The organism is Variovorax paradoxus, from assembly GCF_024734665.1.
Lineage (GTDB): Bacteria > Pseudomonadota > Gammaproteobacteria > Burkholderiales > Burkholderiaceae_C > Variovorax.
The window spans coordinates 5,208,838-5,234,509 of record NZ_CP102931.1 but is presented as its reverse complement, the minus strand read 5'-3'; the positions used below and the strand labels follow the sequence as shown (position 1 = coordinate 5,234,509).

The 25,672-nt window shown below is 65.3% G+C and carries 25 protein-coding genes and 1 tRNA gene; 15 read left to right on the top strand and 11 right to left on the bottom strand.

Annotated elements, in window-relative coordinates; translation table 11 throughout:
• The first annotated feature begins 117 nt into the window (after window positions 1–117).
• Window positions 118–678 carry an HNH endonuclease gene (locus NWF24_RS24755; RefSeq protein ID WP_093048940.1) on the top strand — a complete coding sequence of 187 codons (561 nt, stop codon included), beginning with the start codon at window positions 118–120 and terminating at the stop codon, window positions 676–678.
• Window positions 679–680: 2 nt separating this feature from the next.
• Here NWF24_RS24755 and NWF24_RS24750 read toward each other — a convergent pair whose 3' ends face one another.
• The 4 genes from NWF24_RS24750 to NWF24_RS24735 form a co-directional block, all read right to left on the bottom strand.
• Complete coding sequence (locus NWF24_RS24750) at window positions 681–1,469, bottom strand: enoyl-CoA hydratase (protein ID WP_258350853.1); 789 nt, start codon at window positions 1,467–1,469, stop codon at window positions 681–683.
• A 13-nt stretch (window positions 1,470–1,482) separates the two neighbouring features.
• Window positions 1,483–2,847, bottom strand: a complete 1,365-nt coding sequence (locus tag NWF24_RS24745; protein ID WP_258350852.1) for an alpha/beta fold hydrolase — start codon at window positions 2,845–2,847, stop codon at window positions 1,483–1,485.
• A 95-nt stretch (window positions 2,848–2,942) separates the two neighbouring features.
• Window positions 2,943–4,058: an acyl-CoA dehydrogenase family protein gene (locus tag NWF24_RS24740; RefSeq protein ID WP_258350851.1), complete on the bottom strand. Its 1,116-nt coding sequence runs from the start codon at window positions 4,056–4,058 to the stop codon at window positions 2,943–2,945.
• A gap of 12 nt (window positions 4,059–4,070) precedes the next feature.
• Window positions 4,071–5,252, bottom strand: a complete 1,182-nt coding sequence (locus tag NWF24_RS24735) for an acyl-CoA dehydrogenase family protein (protein ID WP_258350850.1) — start codon at window positions 5,250–5,252, stop codon at window positions 4,071–4,073.
• A gap of 132 nt (window positions 5,253–5,384) precedes the next feature.
• Between NWF24_RS24735 and purN the strand changes: the two genes are divergently transcribed.
• A complete protein-coding gene (gene purN, locus NWF24_RS24730; protein ID WP_258350849.1) occupies window positions 5,385–5,981 on the top strand; it encodes a phosphoribosylglycinamide formyltransferase in 597 nt (198 codons plus the stop codon).
• Between the two features lie 37 nt (window positions 5,982–6,018).
• Window positions 6,019–6,333, top strand: a complete 315-nt coding sequence (locus NWF24_RS24725) for an I78 family peptidase inhibitor (RefSeq protein ID WP_258350848.1) — start codon at window positions 6,019–6,021, stop codon at window positions 6,331–6,333.
• A gap of 69 nt (window positions 6,334–6,402) precedes the next feature.
• On the opposite strand, the gene NWF24_RS24720 is transcribed toward NWF24_RS24725, so the two are convergent.
• Complete coding sequence (locus NWF24_RS24720) at window positions 6,403–6,636, bottom strand: DUF1653 domain-containing protein (RefSeq protein ID WP_258350847.1); 234 nt, start codon at window positions 6,634–6,636, stop codon at window positions 6,403–6,405.
• 50 nt (window positions 6,637–6,686) lie between these two features.
• Here NWF24_RS24720 and NWF24_RS24715 point away from each other — a divergent pair, with 50 nt between their 5' ends.
• From NWF24_RS24715 to NWF24_RS24705, 3 genes are all read left to right on the top strand, one after another.
• Window positions 6,687–8,540, top strand: coding sequence for a M48 family metallopeptidase (locus NWF24_RS24715; protein WP_258350846.1), 1,854 nt, complete (start codon window positions 6,687–6,689; stop codon window positions 8,538–8,540).
• Window positions 8,541–8,581: 41 nt separating this feature from the next.
• Window positions 8,582–9,853, top strand: a complete 1,272-nt coding sequence (locus NWF24_RS24710) for an RsmB/NOP family class I SAM-dependent RNA methyltransferase (protein ID WP_258350845.1) — start codon at window positions 8,582–8,584, stop codon at window positions 9,851–9,853.
• Window positions 9,854–9,985: 132 nt separating this feature from the next.
• On the top strand, window positions 9,986–11,200 hold the full coding sequence (locus tag NWF24_RS24705; protein WP_258350844.1) for a DesA family fatty acid desaturase: 1,215 nt from the start codon (window positions 9,986–9,988) through the stop codon (window positions 11,198–11,200).
• A 135-nt stretch (window positions 11,201–11,335) separates the two neighbouring features.
• Here NWF24_RS24705 and rpmG read toward each other — a convergent pair whose 3' ends face one another.
• The 3 genes from rpmG to trxB form a co-directional block, all read right to left on the bottom strand.
• The gene (gene rpmG / locus NWF24_RS24700) at window positions 11,336–11,509 is read right to left on the bottom strand and encodes a 50S ribosomal protein L33 (protein ID WP_007830291.1); all 174 of its coding nucleotides are present in this window, start codon (window positions 11,507–11,509) and stop codon (window positions 11,336–11,338) included.
• 11 nt (window positions 11,510–11,520) lie between these two features.
• Complete coding sequence (gene rpmB / locus NWF24_RS24695; RefSeq protein WP_007830293.1) at window positions 11,521–11,754, bottom strand: 50S ribosomal protein L28; 234 nt, start codon at window positions 11,752–11,754, stop codon at window positions 11,521–11,523.
• A 172-nt stretch (window positions 11,755–11,926) separates the two neighbouring features.
• Window positions 11,927–12,886, bottom strand: a complete 960-nt coding sequence (gene trxB, locus NWF24_RS24690) for a thioredoxin-disulfide reductase (RefSeq protein WP_258350843.1) — start codon at window positions 12,884–12,886, stop codon at window positions 11,927–11,929.
• Window positions 12,887–13,066: 180 nt separating this feature from the next.
• On the opposite strand from trxB, the gene NWF24_RS24685 reads away from it, so the two are divergent.
• The 8 genes from NWF24_RS24685 to NWF24_RS24650 all read left to right on the top strand — a co-directional run bounded on the left by NWF24_RS24685 (window position 13,067) and on the right by NWF24_RS24650 (window position 22,360).
• Entirely contained in the window at window positions 13,067–13,741 is a 675-nt protein-coding gene (locus NWF24_RS24685) for a Crp/Fnr family transcriptional regulator (RefSeq protein WP_093048975.1), read from the top strand.
• Between the two features lie 100 nt (window positions 13,742–13,841).
• Window positions 13,842–16,277 (top strand): DNA translocase FtsK, encoded by a 2,436-nt coding sequence (locus NWF24_RS24680; RefSeq protein ID WP_258350842.1) that lies wholly within the window; start codon window positions 13,842–13,844, stop codon window positions 16,275–16,277.
• A gap of 155 nt (window positions 16,278–16,432) precedes the next feature.
• On the top strand, window positions 16,433–17,065 hold the full coding sequence (gene lolA, locus NWF24_RS24675) for an outer membrane lipoprotein chaperone LolA (RefSeq protein WP_093172343.1): 633 nt from the start codon (window positions 16,433–16,435) through the stop codon (window positions 17,063–17,065).
• A gap of 10 nt (window positions 17,066–17,075) precedes the next feature.
• Window positions 17,076–18,368, top strand: coding sequence for a replication-associated recombination protein A (locus NWF24_RS24670; protein WP_093075747.1), 1,293 nt, complete (start codon window positions 17,076–17,078; stop codon window positions 18,366–18,368).
• 265 nt (window positions 18,369–18,633) lie between these two features.
• Window positions 18,634–19,563 (top strand): branched-chain amino acid ABC transporter permease, encoded by a 930-nt coding sequence (locus NWF24_RS24665; RefSeq protein WP_258350841.1) that lies wholly within the window; start codon window positions 18,634–18,636, stop codon window positions 19,561–19,563.
• A 10-nt stretch (window positions 19,564–19,573) separates the two neighbouring features.
• On the top strand, window positions 19,574–20,782 hold the full coding sequence (locus NWF24_RS24660; RefSeq protein ID WP_258350840.1) for a branched-chain amino acid ABC transporter permease: 1,209 nt from the start codon (window positions 19,574–19,576) through the stop codon (window positions 20,780–20,782).
• Window positions 20,783–20,802: 20 nt separating this feature from the next.
• Window positions 20,803–21,576 (top strand): ABC transporter ATP-binding protein, encoded by a 774-nt coding sequence (locus tag NWF24_RS24655; RefSeq protein WP_258350839.1) that lies wholly within the window; start codon window positions 20,803–20,805, stop codon window positions 21,574–21,576.
• Between the two features lie 16 nt (window positions 21,577–21,592).
• Window positions 21,593–22,360, top strand: a complete 768-nt coding sequence (locus NWF24_RS24650; RefSeq protein ID WP_093050343.1) for an ABC transporter ATP-binding protein — start codon at window positions 21,593–21,595, stop codon at window positions 22,358–22,360.
• A gap of 1 nt (window position 22,361) precedes the next feature.
• On the opposite strand, the gene NWF24_RS24645 is transcribed toward NWF24_RS24650, so the two are convergent.
• Together NWF24_RS24645 and NWF24_RS24640 are read right to left on the bottom strand one after the other, a co-directional pair.
• A complete protein-coding gene (locus tag NWF24_RS24645; protein ID WP_258350838.1) occupies window positions 22,362–23,339 on the bottom strand; it encodes a Bug family tripartite tricarboxylate transporter substrate binding protein in 978 nt (325 codons plus the stop codon).
• Between the two features lie 30 nt (window positions 23,340–23,369).
• The gene (locus NWF24_RS24640; RefSeq protein ID WP_258350837.1) at window positions 23,370–24,434 is read right to left on the bottom strand and encodes a CDP-6-deoxy-delta-3,4-glucoseen reductase; all 1,065 of its coding nucleotides are present in this window, start codon (window positions 24,432–24,434) and stop codon (window positions 23,370–23,372) included.
• A 78-nt stretch (window positions 24,435–24,512) separates the two neighbouring features.
• Here NWF24_RS24640 and NWF24_RS24635 point away from each other — a divergent pair, with 78 nt between their 5' ends.
• On the top strand, window positions 24,513–25,454 hold the full coding sequence (locus NWF24_RS24635) for an SDR family oxidoreductase (RefSeq protein WP_258350836.1): 942 nt from the start codon (window positions 24,513–24,515) through the stop codon (window positions 25,452–25,454).
• 123 nt (window positions 25,455–25,577) lie between these two features.
• Here NWF24_RS24635 and NWF24_RS24630 read toward each other — a convergent pair.
• A tRNA-Leu gene (locus NWF24_RS24630) sits at window positions 25,578–25,662 on the bottom strand.
• Between the last annotated feature and the right edge of the window lie 10 nt (window positions 25,663–25,672).

Here is a 25,672-nt window from a genome sequence, read left to right as displayed (position 1 = left end):
CAGGCCGATTTGTCACAAAGCCGGTATATTGTGACGTAGTGCGTTGATTGGCGTGGCCTCCAATGTGCTCCGTGTCCCTGGTCTTTCCGTGTTCTCTCACTTTTCGAGGAGGCGTGTGTGAAGGTCTTGAAGCTGTCGGCCCAAGGGCTGCCCCAGTCATGGATTTCGCTGGAACAGGCGGTGATCCACTATGCGGCGGACGAAGTTCGCTGGGAAGTGGGCGCGCAGGTGGCGGTGTTCCGTGGCGGCCATAACGCGATCACGGGCGAGCAGTCGCAGATTGCGATCAACAGCATCATCGGCACCAAGGGCGTGCCGCGCATCAACCCCTTCGCGCAGCGGCCCGGGCTCACCAACAGCAAGCTTTTCTCGCGCGACCGCAACATCTGCGCGTACTGCGGCGGGCATTTCCACGAAGACGAGCTCACGCGCGAGCACATCATTCCGTTCGCCCAGAAGGGCATCGACACCTGGATGAACGTGGTCACGGCCTGCAAGCCGTGCAACCACCGCAAGAGCAGCCGCACGCCGGAGCAGGCGAACATGCCGCTGCTGTATGCGCCCTACGTGCCCAGCCTCTGGGAAGATTTCATTCTGCGAAACAGGCGCATCCTGGCCGACCAGATGGAATTCCTGATGGCGCATCTGCCGCAAAGCTCGCGGCTGCACGACACCTAGCTTCAGCGCTTCCAGTCGGGCGGGCGCTTCTCGATGAAGGCCTGAACGCCTTCGAGTGCGCTCTCGTCCATCATGTTGCAGGCCATGGTCTGGCTGGCGTCGGCCAGCGCGGCCTCGATGCCGGTTTCGAGCTGGCGGTAGAACAGGGCCTTGCCCAGTGCAAGCGCCTGGCGGGGCTTGGCGACGATGCTGGCCACCAGCGCCTCGACCGCAGCGTCGAGTTCTCCGGGCGGTGCCACCCGGTTGACCAGCCCCTTTTCGCGCGCTTCCTGTGCGCTGATGAATTCGCCCGTCACCAGCATCTCGAAGGCTTCCTTGCGGCCGAGATTGCGCGAGAGCGTGACGCTCGGCGTGGCGCAGAACAGCCCCACGTTCACGCCGCTGACCGCAAAGCGCGCCTCGCTCGAGGCCACAGCCAGATCGCAGACCGCGACCAGCTGGCAGCCCGCCGCCGTCGCGATGCCGTGCACGCGCGCAATCACGGGCACGGGGAGCTTCTGGATCGACAGCATCATCGCGCCGCAGCGTTCGAACAGCTGCTGGTAGTAGCCAAGCGAAGGTTCCGCGCGCATTTCCTTCAGGTCGTGGCCGGCGCAGAAGGCCTTGCCCGCCGCAGCGATGACGACGGCGCGCACGGTTTCGTCGGCCGCGATCTCGCCGAGCGCCTGTTCGAGCGCGCCCAGCATGCCTTCGGAGAGCGCGTTGAACGAGGCTGGCCGGTTCAGCGTCAGCGTCACCACGCCGCGCTCGTCGCGCGCTTGCAGGACGAAGGGGGTGTCCGTGTCGGTCATGGCCGCCTGTGCCTCAATAGGTCAGCTCGAGCACGGTCGTGTGTTCGCTCGCGGCCGGCCAGGTCAGGCCCGTGATGCGCTCGCCGTTGAACTCACCGCTCACAGCGCGCGGGGCGCCGCCGCCCTCGATGCGCAGCCGCGATGTCGACACGCCCGACCCCTTCGGCGGCACGCCGGCGGGCGGGCTCTTGCCGTCGAAGCGCATGGTGTCGCGCTGCGCATCGAAGTAGCCACGCGGGCGCGTGAACACGACGACGGCGCTGGCCCCGTTGTCGGCGGGTATGACGCGCTCCGGCCGCAGGTTCACGACGCTGCTGCTGCGCGGGAACGGGCTGCGGTAGATGTGCGTGGTGCCGTAGCTGGGAGTGGCCAGGACGAACTCGTAGGCTGCGTCGCCGCGCGCCTTGAAAGGGCCCCAGCGACCATCGGCGCCGACTGACTTGGTGAAGACGGCTTCGCCGAGTCGCGCGCCAGTAGCTGGGTCGACGGCGTATACGGTCACCTTCGCACCGTTCAGCGAAAGGTTTTCCGCGCCGATCGCACGGCCGTTGAGCACCACATCCGCCTCCGCCGCGACATCCGTGCTGCGCGGCGCCTGACCCGTCAAAAATTGCCACGTCGCAGCGAACACGGCGGGCGAGAACGAAGTCTCGCGGTGGTCGACGCGCGGCAGCACGATGTTGGTCGCACCCTTGAGCGCTGGCCCGTCGAAGCCGATGTTGGTCGGCTTGCCGGGCGCGCCGATCCACACGCCGTCAGGCTGTGCGTACTTGTCGTTGTTGTCGGAGCGCAGGGTCATCCATTTAACGCCCGGCGTGACTTCCTCGCCATTCGGTCCCTTCGGCGCATTGAGTTGCTGCATGAAGCCCGACAGCCCCGAGAACTCGTTGTTCTCGCGGAAGCCCTTCACCGCCCAGATGCCGTGCGCCGGATTGCCGCCCAGCACAACGTGGCTCACGACTGCCGCGCCGCCGCCGTTCTGCACGTAGTTGCGGATGGTGTTGCCGCCACGCGAGTTGCCGATCAGCACGACCTTGCTGGCGCCCGTCACCTTCAGCACCTTGTCGACTTCAGCCTTGAGGAACACCGCCGACTCGCCGGTCGAGCTGCGCCCGGGCTGGGCCACGGCGTCGTCGTCGCGCGCGACCGGATTGGGTTGGTCGACCGTGAAGAGCCGGTCGCGCGGCCAGCCGTTCGACTCGAAGCGCCAGATCGTCGTTTGCCAGAGCGCGGCCGAGTCGCCGTTGCCGTGCATGAACACGATGGGCGGGCGCTCTGTGTACGAAGGCGTTGGGGAGGTGGCGCAGGCGGTCAGCATGACGGTGGCGGCTGTCCCTGTGACGGCCATGGCAAGAAGAAGGGTGCGGCGGGATTGCATGTTTCGTTCCTGGGTTCCTGGAGTTTGGGGTTCCAAGTGAAAACGCCCGCCGGCGCGAAGGCGGGCGGGCGTTGGATGCTAGGGGAAAAAGTCCGTCAGGCGAAGACGCCAGCCGTGTCCTGCATGCGAGCCGACACTTCACCCAGATGGTGCAGCGTGTCGCCGAAGGTCATTTCCATCTGCGTGAGCTTGCGGAAGTAGTGGCTGCCGATGTATTCGTCGGTCACCCCGATGCCGCCATGCAGCTGCACCGAGTTGGCGGCGACGTAGCGCATCGACGTACCCAACTGGTACTTGGCGCGGGCCAGCGCCTGGCGGCGCTCGTCGGCCGGGGCGTTGAGCTTGAGCGTCGCGTAGTAGCTCATCGAGCGCGCGAGTTCGAGCTGCATCTTCATGTCGGCGACGCGGTGGCGCAGCGCCTGGAAGGTGGAGATGGTCACGCCGAACTGCTTGCGCTGGTTCATGTAGTCGATGGTGACGGCCACGGTCTTGTCCATCACGCCGACCGCTTCGGCGCAGGTGGCGGCAATGCCGACGTCCACGGCGTACTCGAGCGCAGCCAGGCCGTCGAGCGTTACCAGCGTGGCGTCGGCCTTGTCGAACACCACTTCGGCTGCACGTGCGCCGTCCTGCGTGCCGTAGCCGCGGGCTTCGACGCCGCTGGCGCTGCGCTCGACCAGGAAGAGGGCGATCTTGCCGTCGACCTTGGCGGGCACGAGATAAGCGTCGGCTTCGTCGCCGACGGGCACCACGCTCTTGGCGCCGTTCAACGACCAGCCGGTGCCGGCCTTTGCTGCGTGGGCGTCGCACACGTCGAGGCGGTAGCGTGCCTTGCGCTCCTGGTACGCCAGCACCACGATGGCCTGGCCGCCCGCGATGCGCGGCAGCCAGCTGTCCTTGGTGTCGGCAGCGGCATAGCCGCTGAGCACCGCGCCGGCGATCAGCGTCTGCGCGAAGGGCTCCAGCACGATGCCGCGGCCCAGCTCTTCCATCACGACCATGCCGGCCACCGGGCCCATGCCCAGGCCGCCGTCGTCTTCGCTGATGTACAGGCCGCCCAGGCCGAGTTCGGCCAGTTCGTCCCAGGCCTCGCGCGAGAAACCACCCTTGGCCTCGATGCCGCGGCGGCGCTCGAAGTCATAGCCCTTGTCGACCCACTTGCGAACGGCGTCGCGCAGTTGTTCCTGGTCGTCGGAAAAATTGAAATCCATGTTCGTGTCTCCTCAGCCCAGAACCGTCTGCGCGACGATGTTGCGTTGCACTTCGTTCGAGCCACCGTAGATGGTGGTCTTGCGCATGTTGAAGAAGGTCGACGTCAGCGGCGCGAGCGCCGGGTTGCCGCCCGGGAAATTGCCTTGCCAGCCGGCCTCCATCGCCTCGCGGATCAGCGGCAGCGAGTACGGGCCGCCGGCCAGCATCATCAGTTCGCTGTAGCGCTGCTGGATCTCGCTGCCGCGGATCTTGAGCAGGCCGGCCACGTCGAGCGAGTTCTTGCCCGAGGTGGCTGCCGACAGCACGCGCAGCACCATCATCTCGAGCGCGACGATGTCGACTTCGAGCTTGGCGATCTCGTCGCGGAAGCGCTGGTCTTCGTAGACGCCTTCGCTCCTGGCGAGGCGCTTGAGGCGCTCGAGCTCGCGCTTGGCGCGGTTCACGTCGGCGATGTTGGTGCGTTCGTGCGAGAGCAGGTGCTTGGCGTAGGTCCAGCCCTTGTTCTCTTCGCCGATCAGGTTCTCGGCGGGCACTTCGACGTTGTCGAAGAACACCTCGTTCACTTCATGGCCGCCGTCGAGCAGTTTGATCGGGCGCACGGTGACGCCGGGCGACTTCATGTCGAGCAGCAGGAAGCTGATGCCGGTCTGGGGCTTGCCTTCGTTGCTGGTGCGCACGAGGTTGAACATCCAGTCGCCGTACTGGCCGAGCGTGGTCCAGGTCTTCTGGCCGTTGACGATGTACTTGTCGCCTTTGCGCTCGGCTTTGGTCTTGACCGAGGCGAGGTCGGAGCCCGAACCGGGTTCGCTGTAGCCCTGGCTCCACCAGACTTCACCGCTGGCGATGCCGGGGAGGAAGCGCTTCTGCTGCTCGGCGTTGCCGAAGGCCATGATCACCGGCGCGACCATCACGGGGCCGAATGGGACGATGCGCGGTGCGCCGGCGAGGGCGGTTTCTTCTTCGAACAGGTGGCGCTGCACGGCGGTCCAACCCGGGCCGCCGAACTCGGTGGGCCAGCCGTAGCCCAGCCAGCCCTTCTTGCCGAGGATCTTGGCCCAGCCTTGCAGATCGTCGCGCGTCAGTTCGAGCGCGTTGTGCACCTTGTGCGAAATCTCCTTGGGGAGGTTTTCTTTGACCCAGGCGCGAACCTCTTCGCGGAACTTCTGTTCTTCGGGTGTGAAGCTCAAATCCATGCGTGCCTCGCTGTGTTGATCGGTTCACCGCAGACGCGGTGTGTCTCCGGAACTGCGAGTTTTAGCACGGTCGTGCTGTGATCTGGTGTCCGCGCGGCGACAAGACACGCGCCACGGATAATCCCGCCTCCCATGAAGAACATCGTGATCCTGATCTCCGGCGGCGGCTCCAACATGGCGGCCATCGTGCGCGCCGCCGAGCGCGACCGCTGGGCCGAGCGTTTCGGCGCGCGCATTGCAGCGGTAGTGAGCAACAAGGCCGAGGCCGGCGGGCTGGCGATTGCCAAGGCCCACGGCATCGACACCGCGGTGGTCCCGCACAAGGACTTCGCTTCCCGCGAGGCCTTCGACGAGGCGCTGGCGAAGGTAGTCGACGGCTACGCGCCGGCGCTGGTGGTGCTGGCGGGGTTCATGCGCATCCTGACGCCGGGCTTCGTCGGCCGCTATGCCGGTCGGTTGGTGAACATCCATCCCTCGCTGCTGCCGGCGTTTCCGGGGCTCCACACGCATCAGCGCGCCATCGAGGCGGGCTGCAAGGTGGCGGGTGTGACGGTCCACCAGGTGACCACCGAACTCGACCACGGGCCGATCCTGGCGCAGGCCGTCGTGCCGGTGCTGCCCGATGACACCGCGGCCACCCTGGCCGGGCGGGTCCTGGCGCAGGAGCATCTGTTGTATCCGCGTGCCATCGCCGGATGGTTGTCAGATACATTGAGTCACAAACCTTAAAGTTGTTTATATTCGCGGGTTTTCGGGAGTCCAGAAAGTGAAAACCAAATCGTTGCTGTTGGCCGTTGCCGGCGCTGCCCTGATGGCGGGCTGTGCTGCTCCGGCGCCCGCGCCCGCCCCGGCACCTGCGCCGCCGCCTGAACCGGTCTACCAATGCAACGCAGATGGCGCCCGCTTTGCCGTAGGCCAGCCGCTGACGCCCCAGCTCGAAGCTGCTGCCCGCGTGCGCTCGGGCGCCGGAGTCGTGCGCGTGCTGAAGCCTGGCGATGCGGCCACGATGGAACTCAACGGCGGCCGGCTCAATCTCGATGTCGACGCCCGCGGCCGCGTGACGGACGTCCGCTGCGGTTGATGGAATGCGGATTGCTACTGAAAAAGTAGCAGTCTTTTGAGTCAGGACGGGCGTGCGCAGCCTGACTGGCTAGATCGGAATGAATCTTCGCCGGAGCGCGCCGTCAATCTCGACGGTTTCGCCGAACATGGCGGCTGGCCGGACCCAGAGGCCGTGGGCGCCATACAGGGCGCGGTACAGCGTCATCGGCTCCAGCGTCTCGCTGTGCCGCACGGTGCCGAGCACTTCGTATTCGCCGCCCTTGTAATGGCGGTAGCGGCCGAGGGGCGTTTCGATCAGGGGTGGGAGGTCTTCGTCGTTCAACGGGGCTTCTTTCTTCAAAAACTGTCGGGGCTTGATTTGACGGGAGTCGGATGGATCGCGCTGATTTTGTTCACCTGGTTCGACTGAGCGAGCATGCCAGTGCGGACGACAGTGCGCGCTATCGACGCAGCGTCGCGGCCTTTGCCGCGCTCGGCTACCTGTGGGTGCTGGGCTGCCTCGGGCTCTCGGTAGGCCTCATCGTCTGGGTGCTTTCCTCGATCGGAGAGGTGCGATTCAACTTCACGCGGGGCTGGCTGCTGCTGTTCGCCGCGGGCCTGCTGTGGGCCACGCTGCGCGCGCTCTGGGTGCGCTTCGATGAGCCTGAGGGCATCGAGCTCCATCGGGAAGACGCGCCGGCACTCTTCGAGGCGCTGGACCGCATTCGCAGCAAGATCAAGGGGCCGCCGGTCCACCACGTCTACCTAGACGACGAATTCAACGCCAGCATCCGGCAGGTGCCGCGCTTCGGGCTGTTCGGCGGCGCGGTCAACTCGCTGAGCATTGGCCTGCCGCTTCTGATGATGCTCGACCGGCGGCGGCTGCTGTCGGTGCTGGCGCACGAGTACGGCCATCTGCGTGGCAACCACGGCAAGCTGAGCGCGTGGATCTACCGTACCCGGCTGTCGTGGCTCAAGCTCGACGCCAACCTGCAGCGCAACGAGGGCGTGATGGCGCTGTTCTCGCAGGCCTTCTTCCGCTGGTACTTCCCGCGCTTCGCAGCCAAGACTTTCGCGCTGGCTCGCCAGGACGAGTACGAAGCCGACCGCATCTCGGGCAGGCTGCTGGGCGCTTCCGTGGCGGCGGCCGCATTGACCGAAATCGCGATCAAGGGCAACTGGTACGCCAACGAATTCTGGCCCTGGCACTGGGCCCGCGCCGAGCACGAGCCGCAGCCGCCGGGCCCGTTCGCGGCCCTGCGCAAGCGCGTGCGCACACCGCCCGGCGACGACTTCGCGCGCCAGGCGTTGCGCGAGGCGATGCGCCGCGTCAGCGACCTGGAGGACACCCACCCGGTCTTGCGGGACCGCCTGGAGGCGCTCGGCCAGAAGGCGGTCATGCCCGAGTGGTCGATGCGCCCGGCACTCGAACTGCTGGCCGACCGCAAGAAGTGGATCGAGTATTTCGACAGCCAGTGGCGCCGCGCTCATGCTGCCGACTGGAAGCAGCACCATGCGCATCGGGCACGCATCCGAGAGCGCATCGCGGTGCTGGCTGCGCGCGGCGAGCGCAACACGCCGGACGAGATGGTCGAATGGGCCGACTCCGAGCGGCGGCTCGATCCGGCGGCTCCTGTGCGCTTGCGTTACGAGAGTGCCTTGCAGATCGCACCGGAGCATCCTGGCGCGCTGCGGGGACTGGCGCAGATGCTGCCCGCCAGCGATCGCGAGGCGCGTCTTGCCGTGCTCGAGCGCTTGCATGGTTCCGGCGCGGCCAGCCGGTGGTGGGCGGCCAGGAGCGCAGTGGCCTCGCTAGAAGATCCAGACGCGGGCCCGCACGACGAAGAGGCGCTGAAGCTGTGGCGCGGCCGCCTCAAGGAAGCGGAAGAGGCCGAGGAGCGCGCCTGGGAAGAGATCACCGGCACGCCGTTTTTCAGCCAGATCTCGCGGCACGACCTCAACGACTACGAACTGGGCGAACTGCGGGCTGACCTCGTGCGTTGCCTGCCCGCCTCGCGGGCCTGGCTGGTGCGCAAGAACTTGCGCGAATTCCCGTGGCGCCGTGCCTACATCGTGTTCGTCGAGCTGCCGGGGCTCGACGACGAAGACCGCTGGAACCTGTGCCGCCAGCTGGAGCAGACACTTACCCTGCCGGGGGCTGCGCTGGTGCTGTGGGCCGGCCATTCGCCCAAGCTGGAAGACATCGAGCGGGAAGCCTTCGGGGCGGTCTGGACGCGCGGCGCATAGCCCTTCGGGGCGGACAGGGCGGCGGCTGAGACAATCGGGGGATGCACCCCAAAGCCCTGTTGGAGGCCACCGCCGATCTGGTCGGCCTTGTCCTGAAATTCGATCACCCGGCCGACCAGGTCGTTTCGCGGTTCTTCCGCGACCACCGCGAGTTCGGTCCGCGCGAGCGCGCGACGCTTGCAGAAACCGTCTACACCGTGCTTCGCAAGAAGCTGTTGTTCGACCACCTCTCGCCCTCGGGCAGTGGCTCGAAGGAGCGCCGCATGGCGATCCTGGGCTTTCACGGCCCGCGCGACTTTTTGAAGAGCGCACTCAACGACACCGAGAAGCGCTGGCTCGACAACTGCGACGCCGTGAAACCGGACGACTTGCTGGAGCGCCATCGCCACAACCTGCCCGAGTGGCTGGTGGCCCCGCTGAAGGCGCAACTGGGCGATGGTTTCTGGCCGCTGGTCGAAGCCCTGCAACAGCCTGCGCCGCTCGATCTGCGTGTCAACGCGCTGACCGACAAGCGCGCCGAAGTGAATGCTGAGCTTGCCAAGGCTGCTATCAAATCGGAAGCGACTCCGTTCTCGCCCTGGGGCTTGCGCATCGACGGTAAGCCGGCGCTGACCAAGCTGGATGCCTTTGTCCGTGGCGCCATCGAGGTGCAGGACGAGGGCTCGCAGCTGCTGGCGCTGCTGCTGGATGCCAAGCGCGGCGAGATGGTGGTCGATTTCTGTGCCGGCGCGGGCGGCAAGACGCTGGCCATTGGCGCGACGATGCGCAACACTGGCCGGCTGTATGCCTTCGACACGTCGGCGCACCGGCTCGACGCGCTCAAGCCGCGGCTGGCGCGCAGCAAGCTCTCGAACGTTCATCCGGCCGCCATCGCCCATGAGCGCGACGACCGCATCAAGCGGCTGGCGGGCAAGATCGACCGCGTGCTGGTCGACGCGCCCTGTTCGGGGTTGGGCACGCTGCGGCGCAATCCCGACCTGAAATGGCGCCAGTCGCTCAAATCGGTCGAGGAATTGACGGTCAAGCAGACCGCTATCCTGCAAAGCGCGGCGCGGCTCGTGAAATCGGGTGGTCGTCTGGTTTACGCCACTTGCAGCGTGCTGCCGGAGGAAAACGAGGCGATTGCGGAGGCTTTCAGCGCCGCCAATCCCGATTTCATGCCCGTGGATGTGGCGGAATTGCTGCAGGGCCTGAAAATCGAAGGTTTCGAGGCGCTTTGCGCCGGCGGGGAGGGCGCAAAGCGCTACCTGCGGCTGTGGCCGCACCGCCATTCGACCGACGGTTTCTTTGCCGCGGTGTGGAACCGCAAATAGGGGCGGGACTCCAAACTAGGGTTAATCTGCGCTTTTCTTGAAGGTTTAAAGGCTTTGTTTTAGGCCTGCCGCTTTAAAATCGCGGGTTATCTGAAGGCTGCACCTTCGTGTGGCCATGGAGTACCTGACTCAATGTTGCTTCCTGACTCCGCCGTTTTGAACGCGGCCATCCAATGGCTCGGACACGGCCTGTGGGACATCGCATGGTGGCAAGTCGTGCTGTACACGCTCGTCACCACGCACATCACGATTGCCGCGGTCACGATCTTCCTGCACCGCACGCAAACACACCGGGCCATGGATCTGGGCCCGATCCCGTCGCATTTCTTCCGCTTCTGGCTGTGGCTCGGCACCGGCATGGTGACGAAGGAATGGGTCGCCATTCACCGCAAGCACCACGCCAAGTGCGAAACCCAGGACGACCCGCACAGCCCGCAGGTCAAGGGCATCGACGAAGTGCTCTGGCGCGGCGCCGAGCTGTATCGCGCCGAGTCGAAGAACAAGGAAACGATGGAGCGCTACGGTCACGGCACGCCCGATGACTGGATCGAGCGCAACCTGTATTCGCGCTACAGCTGGCAAGGCGTGGGCCTGATGCTGGTGATCAACCTGGCGCTGTTCGGCACGCTCGGCATGGCCGTGTGGGCTGTGCAGATGCTCTGGATCCCCATCACCGCTGCCGGCGTTATCAACGGCATTGGTCACTACTGGGGCTATCGCAACTTCGAGGCGCCCGACGCCAGCCGCAACATCATGCCCTGGGGCCTGATCATCGGTGGCGAAGAGCTGCACAACAACCACCACACCTACCCGACTTCGGCCAAGTTCTCGGTCAAGAAGTACGAGTTTGACATCGGCTGGATCTACATCCAGGCGTTCCAGAAGCTCGGCTGGGCCAAGGTCAAGAAGGTGCCACCGAAGATGCTGATGGGCGACATCCAGCCTGTGGCCAACGAGAAGACGCTCGAGGCCGTCATCGCCAACCGCTACGAAGTCATGGCCGGTTATGCGCGCGAAATGCGCCGTGCCACCAGCCAGGAGCTGGATGCGTTGAAGACCAAGGGTGCCGACCTGTCGGTGCTCAAGGCAGCCAAGCGCTGGCTGCACCGCGACGACGACAAGGTGCCTGCTTCGGCCCGCTCGCATGTCGTGCAGGCCCGCGCCGCCCACCCGGTGCTCGACAAGATGGTCACGATGCGCGAAGAGCTGCGCCAGCTCTGGCTGAACACCTCGCAATCGCGCGAGCAGTTGGCGGCCGATCTGGCGGCTTGGTGCCATCGGGCAGAAGCCAGCGGCATTGCCGGTCTGCGCGACTTCTCGACCCGCCTGCGCGCTGCTCGCGCTTAACGGTTCCGCGCTTAATGAAAAGCCGACCTCAGGGTCGGCTTTTTTGTGCCCGCCATCCTTGCATTGCAAATCGACGGGCAACAAAAAAACCCGCTGGGTTAGCAGCGGGTTTTTATTGAGAAAACCGGAGCCGAATTACTTCAGCTTGATTTCCTTGTATTCGACGTGCTTGCGCGCCTTCGGGTCGAACTTCATGATCGACATCTTTTCAGGCATCGTCTTCTTGTTCTTGCTGGTCGTGTAGAAGTGGCCGGTACCCGCGGTGGATTCCAGCTTGATCTTTTCGCGTCCGCCTTTGCTCGTTGCCATGTTTCAGCTCCTTAAGCTTGGCCGCGTGCACGCAGGTCTGCGAGCACGGCGTCGATGCCGTTCTTGTCGATCAGGCGCAGTGCAGCGCTCGAAACACGCAGGCGAACCCAGCGGTTTTCAGTCTCGACCCAGAAACGGCGGTATTGCAGGTTCGGCAGGAACCGGCGCTTGGTTTTGTTGTTGGCGTGGGAAACGTTGTTTCCGACCATCGGGCCTTTGCCCGTTACGTCGCATACGCGTGCCATGAGGACACTCTTTCTTGAACAGCTGGCACCGGCGCAATCAGGGCGATTGCAGGGTGTTTTGCAGCTTGACCTCGCCAGAAACGGGTGGCGGTACCCCGACTTTGCCGAAGCTCGTGAAAGAGCCCAGTTTCGGCAAAGCCTCGGATTATAGCCCTTTTGGGCCCCGCACTGGCTACAGGGCGCCGTCCTGCTCCAGGAAGCGTTGGGCGTCGAGTGCCGCCATGCAGCCGGTGCCCGCGCTCGTGATGGCTTGGCGGTACACGTTGTCCTGCACGTCGCCGGCGGCAAAGACGCCCGGAATGCTGGTCATCGTGGCAAAACCCTGCAGGCCCGAGCGGGTCAGGATGTAGTTGTCCTTCATCTCCAGTTGGCCCTGGAAGATGTCGGTGTTGGGGTGATGCCCGATGGCGATGAAGCAGCCCTTGAGGTCGATCTGCTCGGTGGCGCCGGTTTGCGTGTTCTTGATCCGGATGCCCGTCACGCCCGAGTCGTCGCCCAGCACCTGATCGAGTTCGTTGTGCAGCTTCAACACGATCTTGCCTTCGGCGACCTTCTCCTTGACCTTGTCGATCAGGATGGGTTCGGCGCGGAACTTGTCCCGGCGATGGACCAGCGTCACCTTGTTTGCGATGTTGGCGAGATAGAGTGCCTCTTCGACGGCCGTGTTGCCGCCGCCGATCACGCAGACCTCCTGCTCGCGGTAGAAGAAGCCGTCGCAGGTCGCGCATGCGGAGACGCCGCGGCCCATGAACTTCTGTTCGGAATCGAGGCCCAGATACTTCGCGGAAGCACCCGTGGCGATGATCAACGAGTCGCAGGTGTAGGTGCCGCTGTCGCCGGTGAGGGTGAAGGGGCGCTTGCTCAGGTCGACCTTGTTGATGTGGTCGAACACGATCTGCGTCTTGAAGCGTTCGGCGTGCTCCAGGAAGCGTTGCATCAGGTCGGGGCCCTGCACGCCATGAACGTCGGCCGGCCAGTTATCGACCTCGGTCGTGGTCATCAATTGCCCGCCCTGGGCGATGCCAGTGATGAGCAGGGGCTGAAGGTTTGCGCGGGCTGCATAGACGGCGGCGGTATAGCCGGCCGGACCGGAGCCGAGAATCAAAACCTTGGCGTGTTGGGAAGCGGACATGGGTAGAAAACCTAGGATATGCGCTGCGTCAGCGTGTACATTTTCAGGGTGGTAGCGATATATATGGAGTATCACTGCCCGGTTCAACACCGGGTGAACGGTGTTTTCAATGCGCGCGATTGTAGTAATCCATTGGCTTGCCCTCTGGGTCGCTCCGTGCGCTGTCTCAGGGATTGATAAATGTCGATGCTGTCCAACCTCGAATTGCTTCGGCGCGTTCCTTTGTTCGCGTCGCTGACGGCCACGCAGTCCGCCAGCATCGCGGACGCGATCATCAAGAAGCGCTTCAAGCGTGCAGAAGTCGTCGTGGAGCAGGGCAAGAAGTCTGATGCGCTCTACATCATCCTGACCGGGCGCGCACGCGTCACCAGCGCCGACAGCCGCGGGCGCGAGGTCATCCTTGCCACGCTGCATCCCGGCGACTACCTGGGCGAGATGAGCCTGATCGACGACGAGCCGCACTCGGCCACCGTGCGCACCGAAATCCAGTGCGACGTGCTCATGCTGGGCCGCGACGCCTTCGCGCGTTGCCTGCCCGAGAACTCCTCGATGGCCTACAACATCATGCGCGGCCTGGTGCAGCGCCTGCGCCATGCCGACCGAAAGATCGAGTCGCTGGCGCTGATGGACGTCTACGGACGCGTGGCCCGCTCGCTGCTCGAATTCGCAATCGACGACGGTGCCGGCAATCTCAAGGTGCGCGACAAGATCTCCCGCCAGGACCTGGCCAAGATGGTCGGTGCCTCACGCGAAATGGTGAGCCGCGTGATGAAGGATCTCGAAGAGCGCGGCTTCGTGCAGACCATGGATGACGGATCGATGATCGTCAAGGAACGGCTCCTGTCACTGGCTTGAGCCTCCGGGGCCGGGCCCGCCGTTGCCGGCGGTCCCGGCCTTTTGTTGTAGTGTTCGTGCCTCCGGCTCTCGATTTCCCGGGCCGGGTGCCGTGTTTTTCATGACCTATTCGCTCAATACGCTTCAATCTTCTTCTGCTGCCGAGGGGCAACCCGTGCGCATGCGCGCGATGCGCTTCGCCCACGAAATCACGCTGATCGCAGGATTTGCCGCGCTGTTGTTCTGGCTGCTCGCGATGCTGAGCTTCACGCCTTCCGACGCCGCCTGGTCGACTTCGGGCACCGGGGGCGAAATCAAGAATTGGGGCGGCCGCATCGGCGCCTGGCTGGCCGATGGCAGCTACTACGTTGCAGGCTATTCCGTCTGGTGGTGCCTATTCGCCGGGCTGCGCGCCTGGCTGTCGTCGCTGGCCAACTGGCTGCGCGGTGGCGAGCCGTCGTCCGGCGAACAACCTGTGCCGCGCGGTCGCTTCAATCGCAGCCGTCTCGCCTTCTGGTTCGGTCTCATCCTGCTGCTGTGCGCGAGCACCGTGCTCGAATGGTCGCGCCTGTACCGGCTCGAAGCCCATCTGCCGGGCTCTGGTGGCGGCGCACTGGGTTACCTCGTGGGGCCGGCCAGCGTGCGCTGGATGGGCTTCACGGGTTCGGCGCTGGTGGCCATCGCCGGCGGCGTGATCGGTTCGGCGCTGGTGTTTCGCTTCTCCTGGAGCCTGATCGCCGAGCGCATCGGTGCGCGCGCATACTCGTTGTTCGAGTCGCGCCGCGAGAAGCGTGAACTGGCCGCCGACATCGCCATGGGCAAGCAGGCCGCCCGCGAGCGTGCCGAGGCTGACGAACCGGCGTTCACGCGCGGCGGCGATCAGGGCCGCTCTGAGCCCTCGCTGGCGCCGTCGTCCGGCGCCTTCACCGACGACGAAGAAGAAATCCGCGTCGAGCCACGCCCGAAGCGCCGCCCCCCTTCGCCGCCGGTGCAGATCGAGCCCGCGATGACCGAAGTGCCCAGGAGCGATCGCGTCGTCAAGGAGCGCCAGAAGCCGCTCTTCAAGGAGCTGCCCGACAGCAAGCTGCCCCAGGTCGACCTGCTCGACGCCGCACAGACACGCCAGGAAACGGTGTCGGCCGATACGCTCGAGATGACCTCGCGCATGATCGAGAAGAAGCTGAAGGACTTCGGCGTCGAGGTGCGCGTGGTACTGGCCTCGCCCGGCCCGGTGATCACCCGCTACGAAATCGAGCCTGCCACCGGCGTCAAGGGCTCGCAGATTCTTGGCCTGGCCAAGGACCTGGCGCGTTCGCTTTCGCTGGTGTCGATCCGTGTGGTCGAAACCATTCCGGGCAAGAACTACATGGCGCTCGAACTGCCGAACGCCAAGCGCCAGTCGATCAAGCTCAGTGAAATCCTGGGCTCGCAGATCTACAACGAAGGCAAGTCGATGCTCACCATGGGCCTTGGCAAGGACATCATCGGCAACCCCGTGGTGGCCGACCTCGCGAAGATGCCGCACGTGCTGGTGGCCGGCACCACCGGTTCGGGCAAGTCGGTCGGTATCAACGCAATGATTCTTTCGCTGCTCTACAAGGCCGAGGCACGCGACGTTCGCCTGCTCATGATCGACCCGAAGATGCTCGAAATGTCTGTCTACGAAGGCATCCCGCACCTGCTGGCGCCGGTGGTCACCGACATGCGCCAGGCCGCCCACGGCCTGAACTGGTGCGTGGCCGAGATGGAGCGCCGCTACAAGCTCATGAGCAAGCTCGGCGTGCGCAACCTGGCCGGCTACAACACCAAGATCGACGAAGCCAAGGCGCGCGAGGAGTTCATCTACAACCCCTTCAGCCTCACGCCCGACGATCCGGAGCCGCTCAAGCGAGAGCCGCACATCGTCGTCGTGATCGACGAACTGGCCGACCTGATGATGGTGGTCGGCAAGAAGATCGAAGAGCTGATCGCCCGTCTCGCGCAGAAGGCGCGCGCCGCCGGTATCCACCTCATTCTGGCCACGCAGCGTCCCAGCGTCGATGTGATCACCGGCCTCATCAAGGCCAACATCCCGACCCGCATCGCTTTCCAGGTGTCGAGCAAGATCGACAGCCGCACCATCCTCGACCAGATGGGCGCCGAAGCGCTGCTCGGCATGGGCGACATGCTCTACATGCCCAGCGGCACGGGCCTGCCGATTCGCGTGCACGGCGCCTTTGTCAGCGACGAGGAAGTGCACCGCGTGGTGGCCTATCTCAAGAGCCAGGGCGAGCCTGACTACATCGAGGGCGTGCTCGAAGGCGGTACGGTCGATGGCGACGGTGAAGGAGACCTGCTGGGCGGCAGCGACAGCGAGAAAGATCCGATGTACGACCAGGCGGTCGAGGTCGTGCTCAAGAACCGCAAGGCCAGCATCTCGCTGGTGCAGCGCCACCTGAAGATCGGCTACAACCGCGCCGCGCGCCTTGTCGAGGACATGGAGAAGGCTGGCCTCGTCAGCGCCATGAGTGGCAGCGGCCAGCGCGAAATTCTGGTGCCGGCACGCGCAGCGGAGTAATTCGCTGCGAGCTTTCGTAATTCAGGTTACGTGCTGAAAGGCAATTTGCAAAAACGCCTTGCGGCATTGCAAATCTTCATCAAGGCCTACACCTGCCGCAATTCGCGGCGGGTAGGGTCGAAGCCCAGTGCCACAGCTATTCAGAGGAATCCAAATTGAAATTGCGTCATTGGCTATTGATCGGCCTCCTGAGTTCCGCCAACGCCTGGGCCGGCGGGCTCGAAAGCCTTGAAACCTTCGTGAAGACGGTCAAATCCGGCCGCGCCGATTTCACCCAGACCGTGACCGCCCCGGCGCGCGAAGGGCAGCCCGGCCGCACAAAGACATCGACCGGCACCTTCGAATTCCAGCGCCCCGGCAAATTCAAGTTCGACTACCAGAAGCCCTTTGCGCAGAACATCGTGGCCGACGGCAAGACGCTGTGGCTCTACGACGCCGACCTGAACCAGGTCACGCAGCGCGCGCAGGCTCAGGCGCTGGGCTCCACGCCCGCGGCGCTGATTGCCGCCGCGCCCGATCTGCGAGCCCTGCAGGCCGATTTCACGCTCGAAGCCGCGCCGGAGCGCGATGGCCTGCAGTGGGTCAAGGCAACGCCGAAGAACAAGGACGGCCAGTTGCAGAGCGTGCAGGTCGGCTTCCAGGGCGATGCGCTGGCGGCGCTTGAGATTCTCGACAGCTTCGGCCAGCGCTCGGTGCTCAAGTTCAGCAAGGTCGAGGTCAACCCCTCGCTGCCGGCCAGCGTGTTCGACTTCAAGCCGCCGGCCGGCGCGGATGTCGTCAAGCAGTAAGCCCACAGGCTTGGCCAACACCGCCCACCAACCCCTCGCCGAGCGCCTGCGTCCCAAGACGCTGGGCGAGGTGATCGGCCAGCAGCACCTGCTCGGCCCGGGCATGCCGCTGCGCATCGCCTTCGAGTCGGGCCAGCCGCATTCCTGCATCCTCTGGGGGCCGCCAGGCACCGGCAAGACCACCATCGCGCGGCTCATGGCCGATGCCTTCGATGCGCAGTTCCTGAGCATCAGCGCGGTGCTTGGCGGCGTGAAGGACATCCGCGAAGCCGTCGACCGCGCCACCTCCGCGCGCGACGGGCTGGAGCAGCGGCGCACCATCATCTTCGTGGACGAGGTGCACCGCTTCAACAAGAGCCAGCAGGACGCCTTCCTGCCGCACGTGGAGTCGGGTCTCTTCACCTTCATCGGCGCGACCACCGAGAACCCTTCGTTCGAAGTCAACTCGGCACTGCTCTCGCGCGCAGCCGTGTACGTGCTGCAGTCGCTCGGCGAAGACGATCTCAAGCAGATCGTGGCGCGCGCGCAGGCCATCCAGGCCGTGCCCGCCATCGATGCCGCGGCGGTCGACCGCCTCGTGGCCTATGCCGACGGCGATGCGCGCCGGCTCCTCAACACCCTCGAAACACTCGCCGTCGCGGCCCGTGCCGAAAAGCTCGACCACATCACCGACGAGTGGTTGCTGCGTGTGCTCGGCGAGCGCATGCGGCGCTACGACAAGGGCGGCGAGCAGTTCTACGACACCATCAGCGCGCTGCACAAATCCGTGCGCGGCAGCGACCCCGATGCGGCGCTCTACTGGTTCGTGCGCATGCTCGACGGCGGTGCCGATCCGCGCTACATGGCGCGCCGGCTGGTTCGCATGGCCAGCGAAGACATCGGCCTGGCCGATCCGCGCGCGCTGCGCCTGGCGCTCGATGCGGCGGAGGTCTACGAGCGCCTCGGCACGCCCGAGGGCGAACTGGCGCTGGCCGAATGCGTGGTCTACCTCGCGATCGCGCCCAAGTCGAACGCCGTCTACAAGGCCTACAACGCGGTGCGCGCCCTCGTGAAGACGGACAGCACACGCCCGGTGCCCATGCACCTGCGCAATGCGCCCACCAAGCTCATGAAGGAGCTCGACTACGGCAAGGGTTATCGCTATGCGCACGACGAGGAGGGCGGTTTCGCCGCCGGCGAGCGCTACCTTCCCGACGGGCTGGAAGGCCAGGTTTTCTACGAACCCGTAGAGCGTGGACTCGAGATCCGCATCGCGGAAAAGCTGCGCGAACTGCGCCGCCGGAATGCCGAAGGCAACGGCTGACAAGATCGTCGATACCGGCATCGATACCATCTTGCAGCGTGCGCGCAAAGCGTGCATGACCCCACGCGCATACAGCATGACGTGAGCGGGTAAACCCCGGTCCGAGCGCACCAAATCAGCGCTGGTGCGTGCTTACAATCCCGCCCACAAATCCGCCAGCGACACATGTTGGCTGGTTTTTTGCTTGTCAGCTCAGGGGCGCCAAACCGGTGCCCTGGTGGGTGAATGGCACCCCGCAACGGTGCAACACATAGGGAATCGCGATATGGACATTTTGCTGCAGCAGATCATCAACGGTCTGGTTCTCGGCAGCATGTATGCCTTGATAGCCTTGGGCTACACCATGGTGTACGGCATCATCAATCTGATCAACTTTGCGCACGGAGAAGTGCTGATGGTCGGGGCTCTCACGAGCTGGACCATCATCGGACTCATGAAGGACGGCATGCCCAACACACCGGGCTGGCTGATCCTCCTCATCGCGTTGATCATTGCCTGCGTCGTCGCGGCAACTCTCAACTTCGTGATCGAAAAAGTGGCCTACCGGCCGCTGCGCAATAGCCCCAAGCTCGCGCCGCTGATCACCGCCATCGGCATGTCGATCCTGCTGCAGACGCTGGCAATGATCATCTGGAAGCCGACCAACAAGGCGTATCCCAACCTGCTGCCGACCGACCCCATCCACGTGGGCGGCGCGGTGATCTCGCCCACGCAGGTCATGATCCTGAGCGTCACGGCGTTCTCGCTCGTGGTGCTCATGTGGCTGGTCAACTACACCAAGCTCGGCCGCGCAATGCGCGCCACCGCGGAGAACCCGCGCGTCGCCGCGCTCATGGGCATCCGCCCCGACATGGTCATCTCGGCCACCTTCATCATCGGCGCCGTGCTCGCGGCCATTGCCGGCGTGATGTACGCGTCCAACTACGGCATCGCGCAGCACGCGATGGGCTTCCTGCCCGGCTTGAAGGCCTTCACCGCGGCTGTGTTCGGCGGCATCGGCAACCTGGCCGGCGCGGTGGTCGGGGGCATCCTGCTCGGCCTCATCGAAGCCATCGGCTCGGGCTACATCGGCACCATCACGGGCGGTGTGCTGGGCAGCAACTACAGCGACATCTTCGCGTTCATCGTGCTGATCGTCATGCTCACGCTGCGTCCGTCCGGCCTGCTCGGCGAACGCGTGGCGGACCGTGCGTAAGGAGCGAGACATGAAGAACAGCAAGAACCTCGCCCTCTACGTCATCGGCATCATCGCGGTGCTCGCGCTGCCCCTGCTGCTGCAGATGCAGGGCAACGCCTGGGTGCGCATCGCCGACATCGCACTGCTCTACGTGCTGCTGGCCCTGGGCCTGAACATCGTGGTCGGCTACGCCGGCCTGCTCGACCTGGGCTACGTCGCCTTCTTCGCGGTGGGGGCCTATCTCTTCGCGCTCATGGGCTCGTCGCACCTGACCGAGACCTTCCCGTGGTTCGCCCAGATGTTCCCGAACGGCATGCACACCTCGCTGCTGATCGTGATACCGCTGGCGCTGGTGGTGGCCGGCTGTCTCGGCGTGCTGCTCGGCGCGCCCACGCTCAAGCTGCGCGGCGACTACCTCGCCATCGTCACGCTCGGCTTCGGCGAAATCATCCGCGTGTTCCTGAACAACCTGGACCAGCCGGTGAACATCACCAACGGTCCGAAGGGCATCACCGCCATCGACTCCATCAAGTTCTGGGGCCTCGACCTCGGCAAGGCATGGAAGTTCGACGGCTTCACGATCTCGTCGGTCTCGCTGTACTACTACCTGTTCCTCGCGCTGGTGGTCGCCACGGTGATCATCTCGCACCGCCTGCAGACCTCTCGCGTCGGCCGCGCCTGGATGGCCATCCGCGAAGATGAAATCGCCGCCAAGGCGATGGGCATCAACACCCGCAACATGAAGCTGCTGGCCTTCGGCATGGGCGCCAGCTTCGGCGGCGTGTCCGGCGCGATGTTCGCGGCCTTCCAGGGCTTCGTGTCGCCCGAGTCCTTCAGCCTGATGGAGTCGGTGATGATCGTGGCCATGGTCGTGCTCGGCGGCATCGGCCACCTGCCCGGCGTCATTCTCGGTGCCGTGCTGCTGGCAGCGCTGCCCGAAGTGCTGCGCTACGTTGCCGGTCCGCTGCAGTCGCTGACCGGTGGCCGCCTTGACGCGTCCATCCTGCGCCAGCTCTTCATTGCGCTCGCCATGATCATCATCATGCTGGTGCGTCCGCGCGGCCTGTGGCCGTCGCCGGAGCATGGCAAGTCCCTGACCAAGAAGGGCGGCGTGCCCGTCGACCCGACCCATGCGGCCGTGGCCCCCGGATCGCTGCAAACGCATGCGCCGGGCATTGACTCTCCCGCCGACGAACTGCCCGGCGGTGCCGAGCGTCCCATGTCGATCAATCCCTGAACGCCGAAGGAAAAATCAACATGACGACAGACACCATCCTCGACGTTCGTGGAATTTCAAAACGCTTCGGCGGGCTGCAAGCCCTGTCCGACGTGGGCATCACCATCAAGCGCGGCCAGGTCTACGGCCTGATCGGCCCCAACGGCGCAGGCAAGACCACCTTCTTCAACGTGATCACCGGGCTGTACACGCCCGACAGCGGCACCTTCGAACTCGCAGGCAAGCCCTACCAGCCGACGGCCGTGCATGAAGTGGCCAAGGCCGGCATTGCACGCACCTTCCAGAACATCCGCCTCTTCGCCGAAATGACGGCACTCGAGAACGTGATGGTCGGGCGCCACATTCGCACGCAGTCGGGCGTGTTCGGCGCGATGCTGCGCACCGGCAGCTTCAAGGCCGAAGAAAAAGCCATTGCCGACCGCGCGCACGAACTGCTCGACTACGTTGGCATCGGCAAGTTTGCCGACTACAAGGCGCGCACGCTGTCGTACGGCGACCAGCGCCGCCTCGAAATTGCACGCGCACTAGCCACCGACCCGCAGCTCATCGCGTTGGACGAACCCGCCGCCGGCATGAACTCCACCGAGAAGGTACTGCTGCGCGAGCTGATCGACCGCATCCGTCGCGACGACCGCACCATCCTGATCATCGAACACGACGTCAAGCTCATCATGGGCCTGTGCGACCGCGTCACCGTGCTGGACTACGGCAAGCAGATTGCCGAAGGTACGCCCGCCGACGTGCAGAAGAATGAAAAAGTGATTGAGGCCTACCTCGGCACGGGAGGCCACTGAAATGAGCACCGCAACCATGACAAGCGCTGAAGAAGCAACCCGGGCCAATGCCGCACAAGCCAAGGCCACCGGCAAGACGCTGCTGAAGGTCTCCGGCCTGAAGGTCGGCTACGGCGGTATCCAGGCCGTCAAGGGCGTGGACTTCGAGGTGCGCGAAGGCGAACTGGTTTCGCTGATCGGCTCCAATGGCGCCGGCAAGACCACCACCATGAAGGCCATCACCGGCACGCTGCCGGCCGGGGCCGGCAACATCGAGTTCCTGGGCCGCAGCATCAAGGGCCGCGGCGCGTGGGACCTGGTGGAAGAGGGCCTCGTGATGGTGCCCGAAGGCCGTGGCGTGTTCACGCGCATGACCATCACCGAGAACCTGCAGATCGGCGCCTACATCCGCAAGGACAAGGCCGCCATCGCGAGCGACATGGAGCGCGTGTTCGTCACCTTCCCGCGCCTGCGCGAGCGCAAGGACCAGCTGGCCGGCACCATGTCGGGCGGCGAACAGCAGATGCTGGCCATGGGCCGCGCGCTGATGGCGCGCCCCAAGGTGCTGCTGCTTGACGAACCCACCATGGGCCTGTCGCCGATCATGTGCGACAAGATCTTCGAGGTGGTGCAGACCGTGGCCTCGCAGGGCGTGACCATCCTGCTGGTGGAGCAGAACGCCAACCGCGCACTGCAGCTGGCCGACCGTGGCTACGTGATGGAGTCGGGGCTCATCACCATGAACGGTGACGCCAAGGAACTGCTGAGCGACCCGCGCGTGCGGGCCGCCTACTTGGGCGAATAACTCAGTCGACCTTCGCGCCGGTGGCTTTCACCACCGCTTCGTACTTCGAGAGTTCGGTCTTCATGAAAGCGCCGAACTGCTCCGGCGAGTTGGCCACCGGCTCTGCCAGCAGTCCGGCGAAGCGCGTCTTCGTTTCCGGTGCATTCAGCGCTGCCACGAAGGCCTGATTGAGCTTCACGACCACGTCGTGCGGCGTGCCCGCCGGCGCGACCAGGCCCCACCATGTGTCGATCGAGAAGCCCTTGAGCGTGTCGGCGATGGGCGGCACGTCGGGCAGCGAGGCGCTGCGCTGCAGCGTCGTCACCGCAATCGCCTTCAGCTTGCCTGAGCGGATGTTCGGTGCGGCGGTGGCGAGGTTGTCGAAGTTGAAATCGACCTGCCCCGAGATCAGCGCCAACTGCGCCGGGCTACCGCCGTTGTACGGAATGTGCAGCGCGAAGATGCCCGCTTCCTTCTTGAACAGCTCGCCCGCGAGGTGGCCGGCGCTGCCGTTGCCGCCGCTGCCGTAGTTGAGCTTGGCCGGGTTGGCCTTGGCATAGCGGATCAGGTCGGCCACGCTATTGATGTTCAGGCGCTTGGCCGTGTCGGCGTTCATCACCAGCACGTTGGGCACGCGGACCATCTGCGTGATCGGCGCGAAGTCGGTTGCGGCGTTGAACGGGATCTTGTTGTAGAGCCACGGATTCACCGCGTTGGTGGCGGTGGCCGCGATGCCGATCGTCAGGCCGTCGGTGGGCGCCTTCGCCACGATGTCGGCGCCGATGTTGCCCCCCGCGCCGGGCTTGTTGTCGATGATGACCGGACCCAGCGTGTCCTTGACGCGTTCGGCCAGGATGCGCGCCGTGTTGTCGATCGGGCCGCCCGCCGCATACGGAACGACGAGGCGGATGGGGCGCTGTTGCTGCGCCATGGCGTGGCCGGCACCCAGCAGGGCGGTGGTGCTTGCGATCAGGGTGAGGAGGAAGTGTCTCGTTTTCATTTTTTCTTGGGGATCTTTTTCGGGTTTGTCTCAGGGAAGGGCCTTGTCGGCCTCTGTGGTGAACGCGTCGGCAAAAAACTCTTCCTCAGGCAGGCCCGCCAGCGCCACGTAGTCGCGCTTGGCCGAGTCGACCACGATGGGCGCGCCGCAGGCATAGACCTGGTGGCCCGACAGGTCGGCGAAGTCTTCGAGCACGGCCTGGTGGACGAAGCCGGTGCGGCCGGTCCAGTTGTCTTCGGGCGTGGCGTTGGAGATGACGGGTACGTAGCGCAGGTTCGGCATCTGTGCCATCTGCTCGCGTACCCAGCCGTCCATATACAGGTCTTCGGGCCGGCGGCCGCCCCAGTAGAGCGTGGCGGGCCGGTCGATGGCCTTGAACTTCATGTGCTCCAGCAGTGCCTTGATTGGCGCGAAGCCCGTGCCCGAGGCCAGCAGGATCATCGGCTTGGCGGAGTCCTCGCGCAGGAAGAAGCTGCCGAAGGGGCCTTCGATGCGCAGGATTTCCTTTTCCTTCATCGTGCCGAACACATGGTCGGTGAACTTGCCGCCGGGCAGGTGCCGCAGATGCAGTTCGATGCCCGTGCCGGGCTCGCCCAGCGTGTGTGGCGCATTGGCCATCGAGTAGCTGCGGCGCGCGCCGTCGCGCAGGATGAACTCCACATACTGGCCTGCGTAGAACTGCAGCGGCTCGCCGGCCGGCAACTGCAGGCGCACCATCATCACGTCGTGCGACTGGCGCGTGAGGGCCAGCACCCGCACCGGCATCTTGCGGATCGGCAGCGCCCCGGCCTCCGTGACCTGGCGCGATTCGAGCACCACGTCGCTCTTGGCGTGGGCACAGCAGGTCAGCACGTAGCCGGCGAGTTGTTCCTCGGCGCTCAGGGCCTTGCTCTGGTGCGGGCCGAGGGTGACCTCGCCCGAGAGCTTCTTGCACTTGCACGAGCCGCAGGCGCCGTCCTTGCAGCCATAGGGAAGGCCGATGCCCTGGCGAATGCCGGCTGCCAGGATGGTTTCGTCGCCGTGGACCACGAAATGGCGCCCGCTGGGTTCGACGTGGATGGAAAAGCCCGCCTCATGCGGCGCTGTAGCAGTCATCGGTATTCTTCGAGGGTGAACTCAGCCCGGGCCGTGCGTAAGACCCGGTGAGCACTGAATTGGGACAGGAACAGGATTTTGCCTTCAATCAATAGCCCCTCCGGCGCTCTGCCAGCGCGTTTCCGGCGCGAACGCCTGCTGATCGTCGGATGCGGCGACGTCGGCCAGCGCGTGGCGCGCGACCTGCGCGGCCGCATGCAACTGGTGGCGCTCACTTCGTCGGCCGACCGCGTGGGCGCCCTGCGCACGGCCGGCATCCGCCCGCTGGTGGGCAATCTGGACGACGCAGCCACCCTGCGCCGCCTGGCGGGCATCGCAACGCGAGTGCTGCACCTGGCACCGCCCGCCCGTGACGGCGGCGCGGCCTGGTGGCGCGACCAGCGCACCACCGCACTGGCGCGGGCACTGCGGCTGCGGTCGGTGCCTTCCACCTTCGTCTACGGCTCGACCAGCGGTGTGTACGGCGACTGCGGCGGCGCCCGCGTGAGCGAAACCCGCGTCGTGCGCCCCGACACCCCACGCTCCCACCGCCGCGTGGACGCCGAACGCGCAGTGCGCTGGCTGGGCCGCAGCGCCGGCGTGCGCGCCAGCATCCTGCGTATTCCGGGCATCTACGCACCCGATCGCGAAAACGGCACCCCGCGCGGCCGCCTGCAGCGCGGCACGCCCGTGCTGAGGCACGAAGACGACGTCTACACCAGCCACATCCACGCCGACGACCTAGCCCGCGCTTGCGTGGCGGCGCTGTTCCGCGGCAAGCCGCAGCGCATCGTGCATGCCTCGGACGACACCGAACTGCGCATGGGCGACTACGTAGACCTGGCCGCCGACCTCTACGGCATGCCGCGCCCGCCGCGTGTGGCCCGCGGCGAGGCCGAGCGGCAACTGCCGCTGCAACTGCTGAGTTTCATGGGGGAATCGCGCCGGCTGGACAACACACGTCTCAAGCGCGAACTGCGGGTGCGGCTTTCGCACCCGACGGTGCATACAGGCCTGCGCGAACAGAACGAGCCGACATAGGGGAGAGCAGGGCCCATTCCAGGGACACCGTGGAACCGGCTTCGCCGGGCCACCGGTGTCGCCCCCGGTAGGGGGAAGGCGAAGCGACACGAAGTGCGCGTAGCCTGGGGGAGAGCCAAAGTATGGTGCCCGGGGCCGGAATCGAACCGGCACACCTTTCGGTGGGGGATTTTGAGTCCCCTGCGTCTACCAATTTCACCACCCGGGCAGGGTTCTGA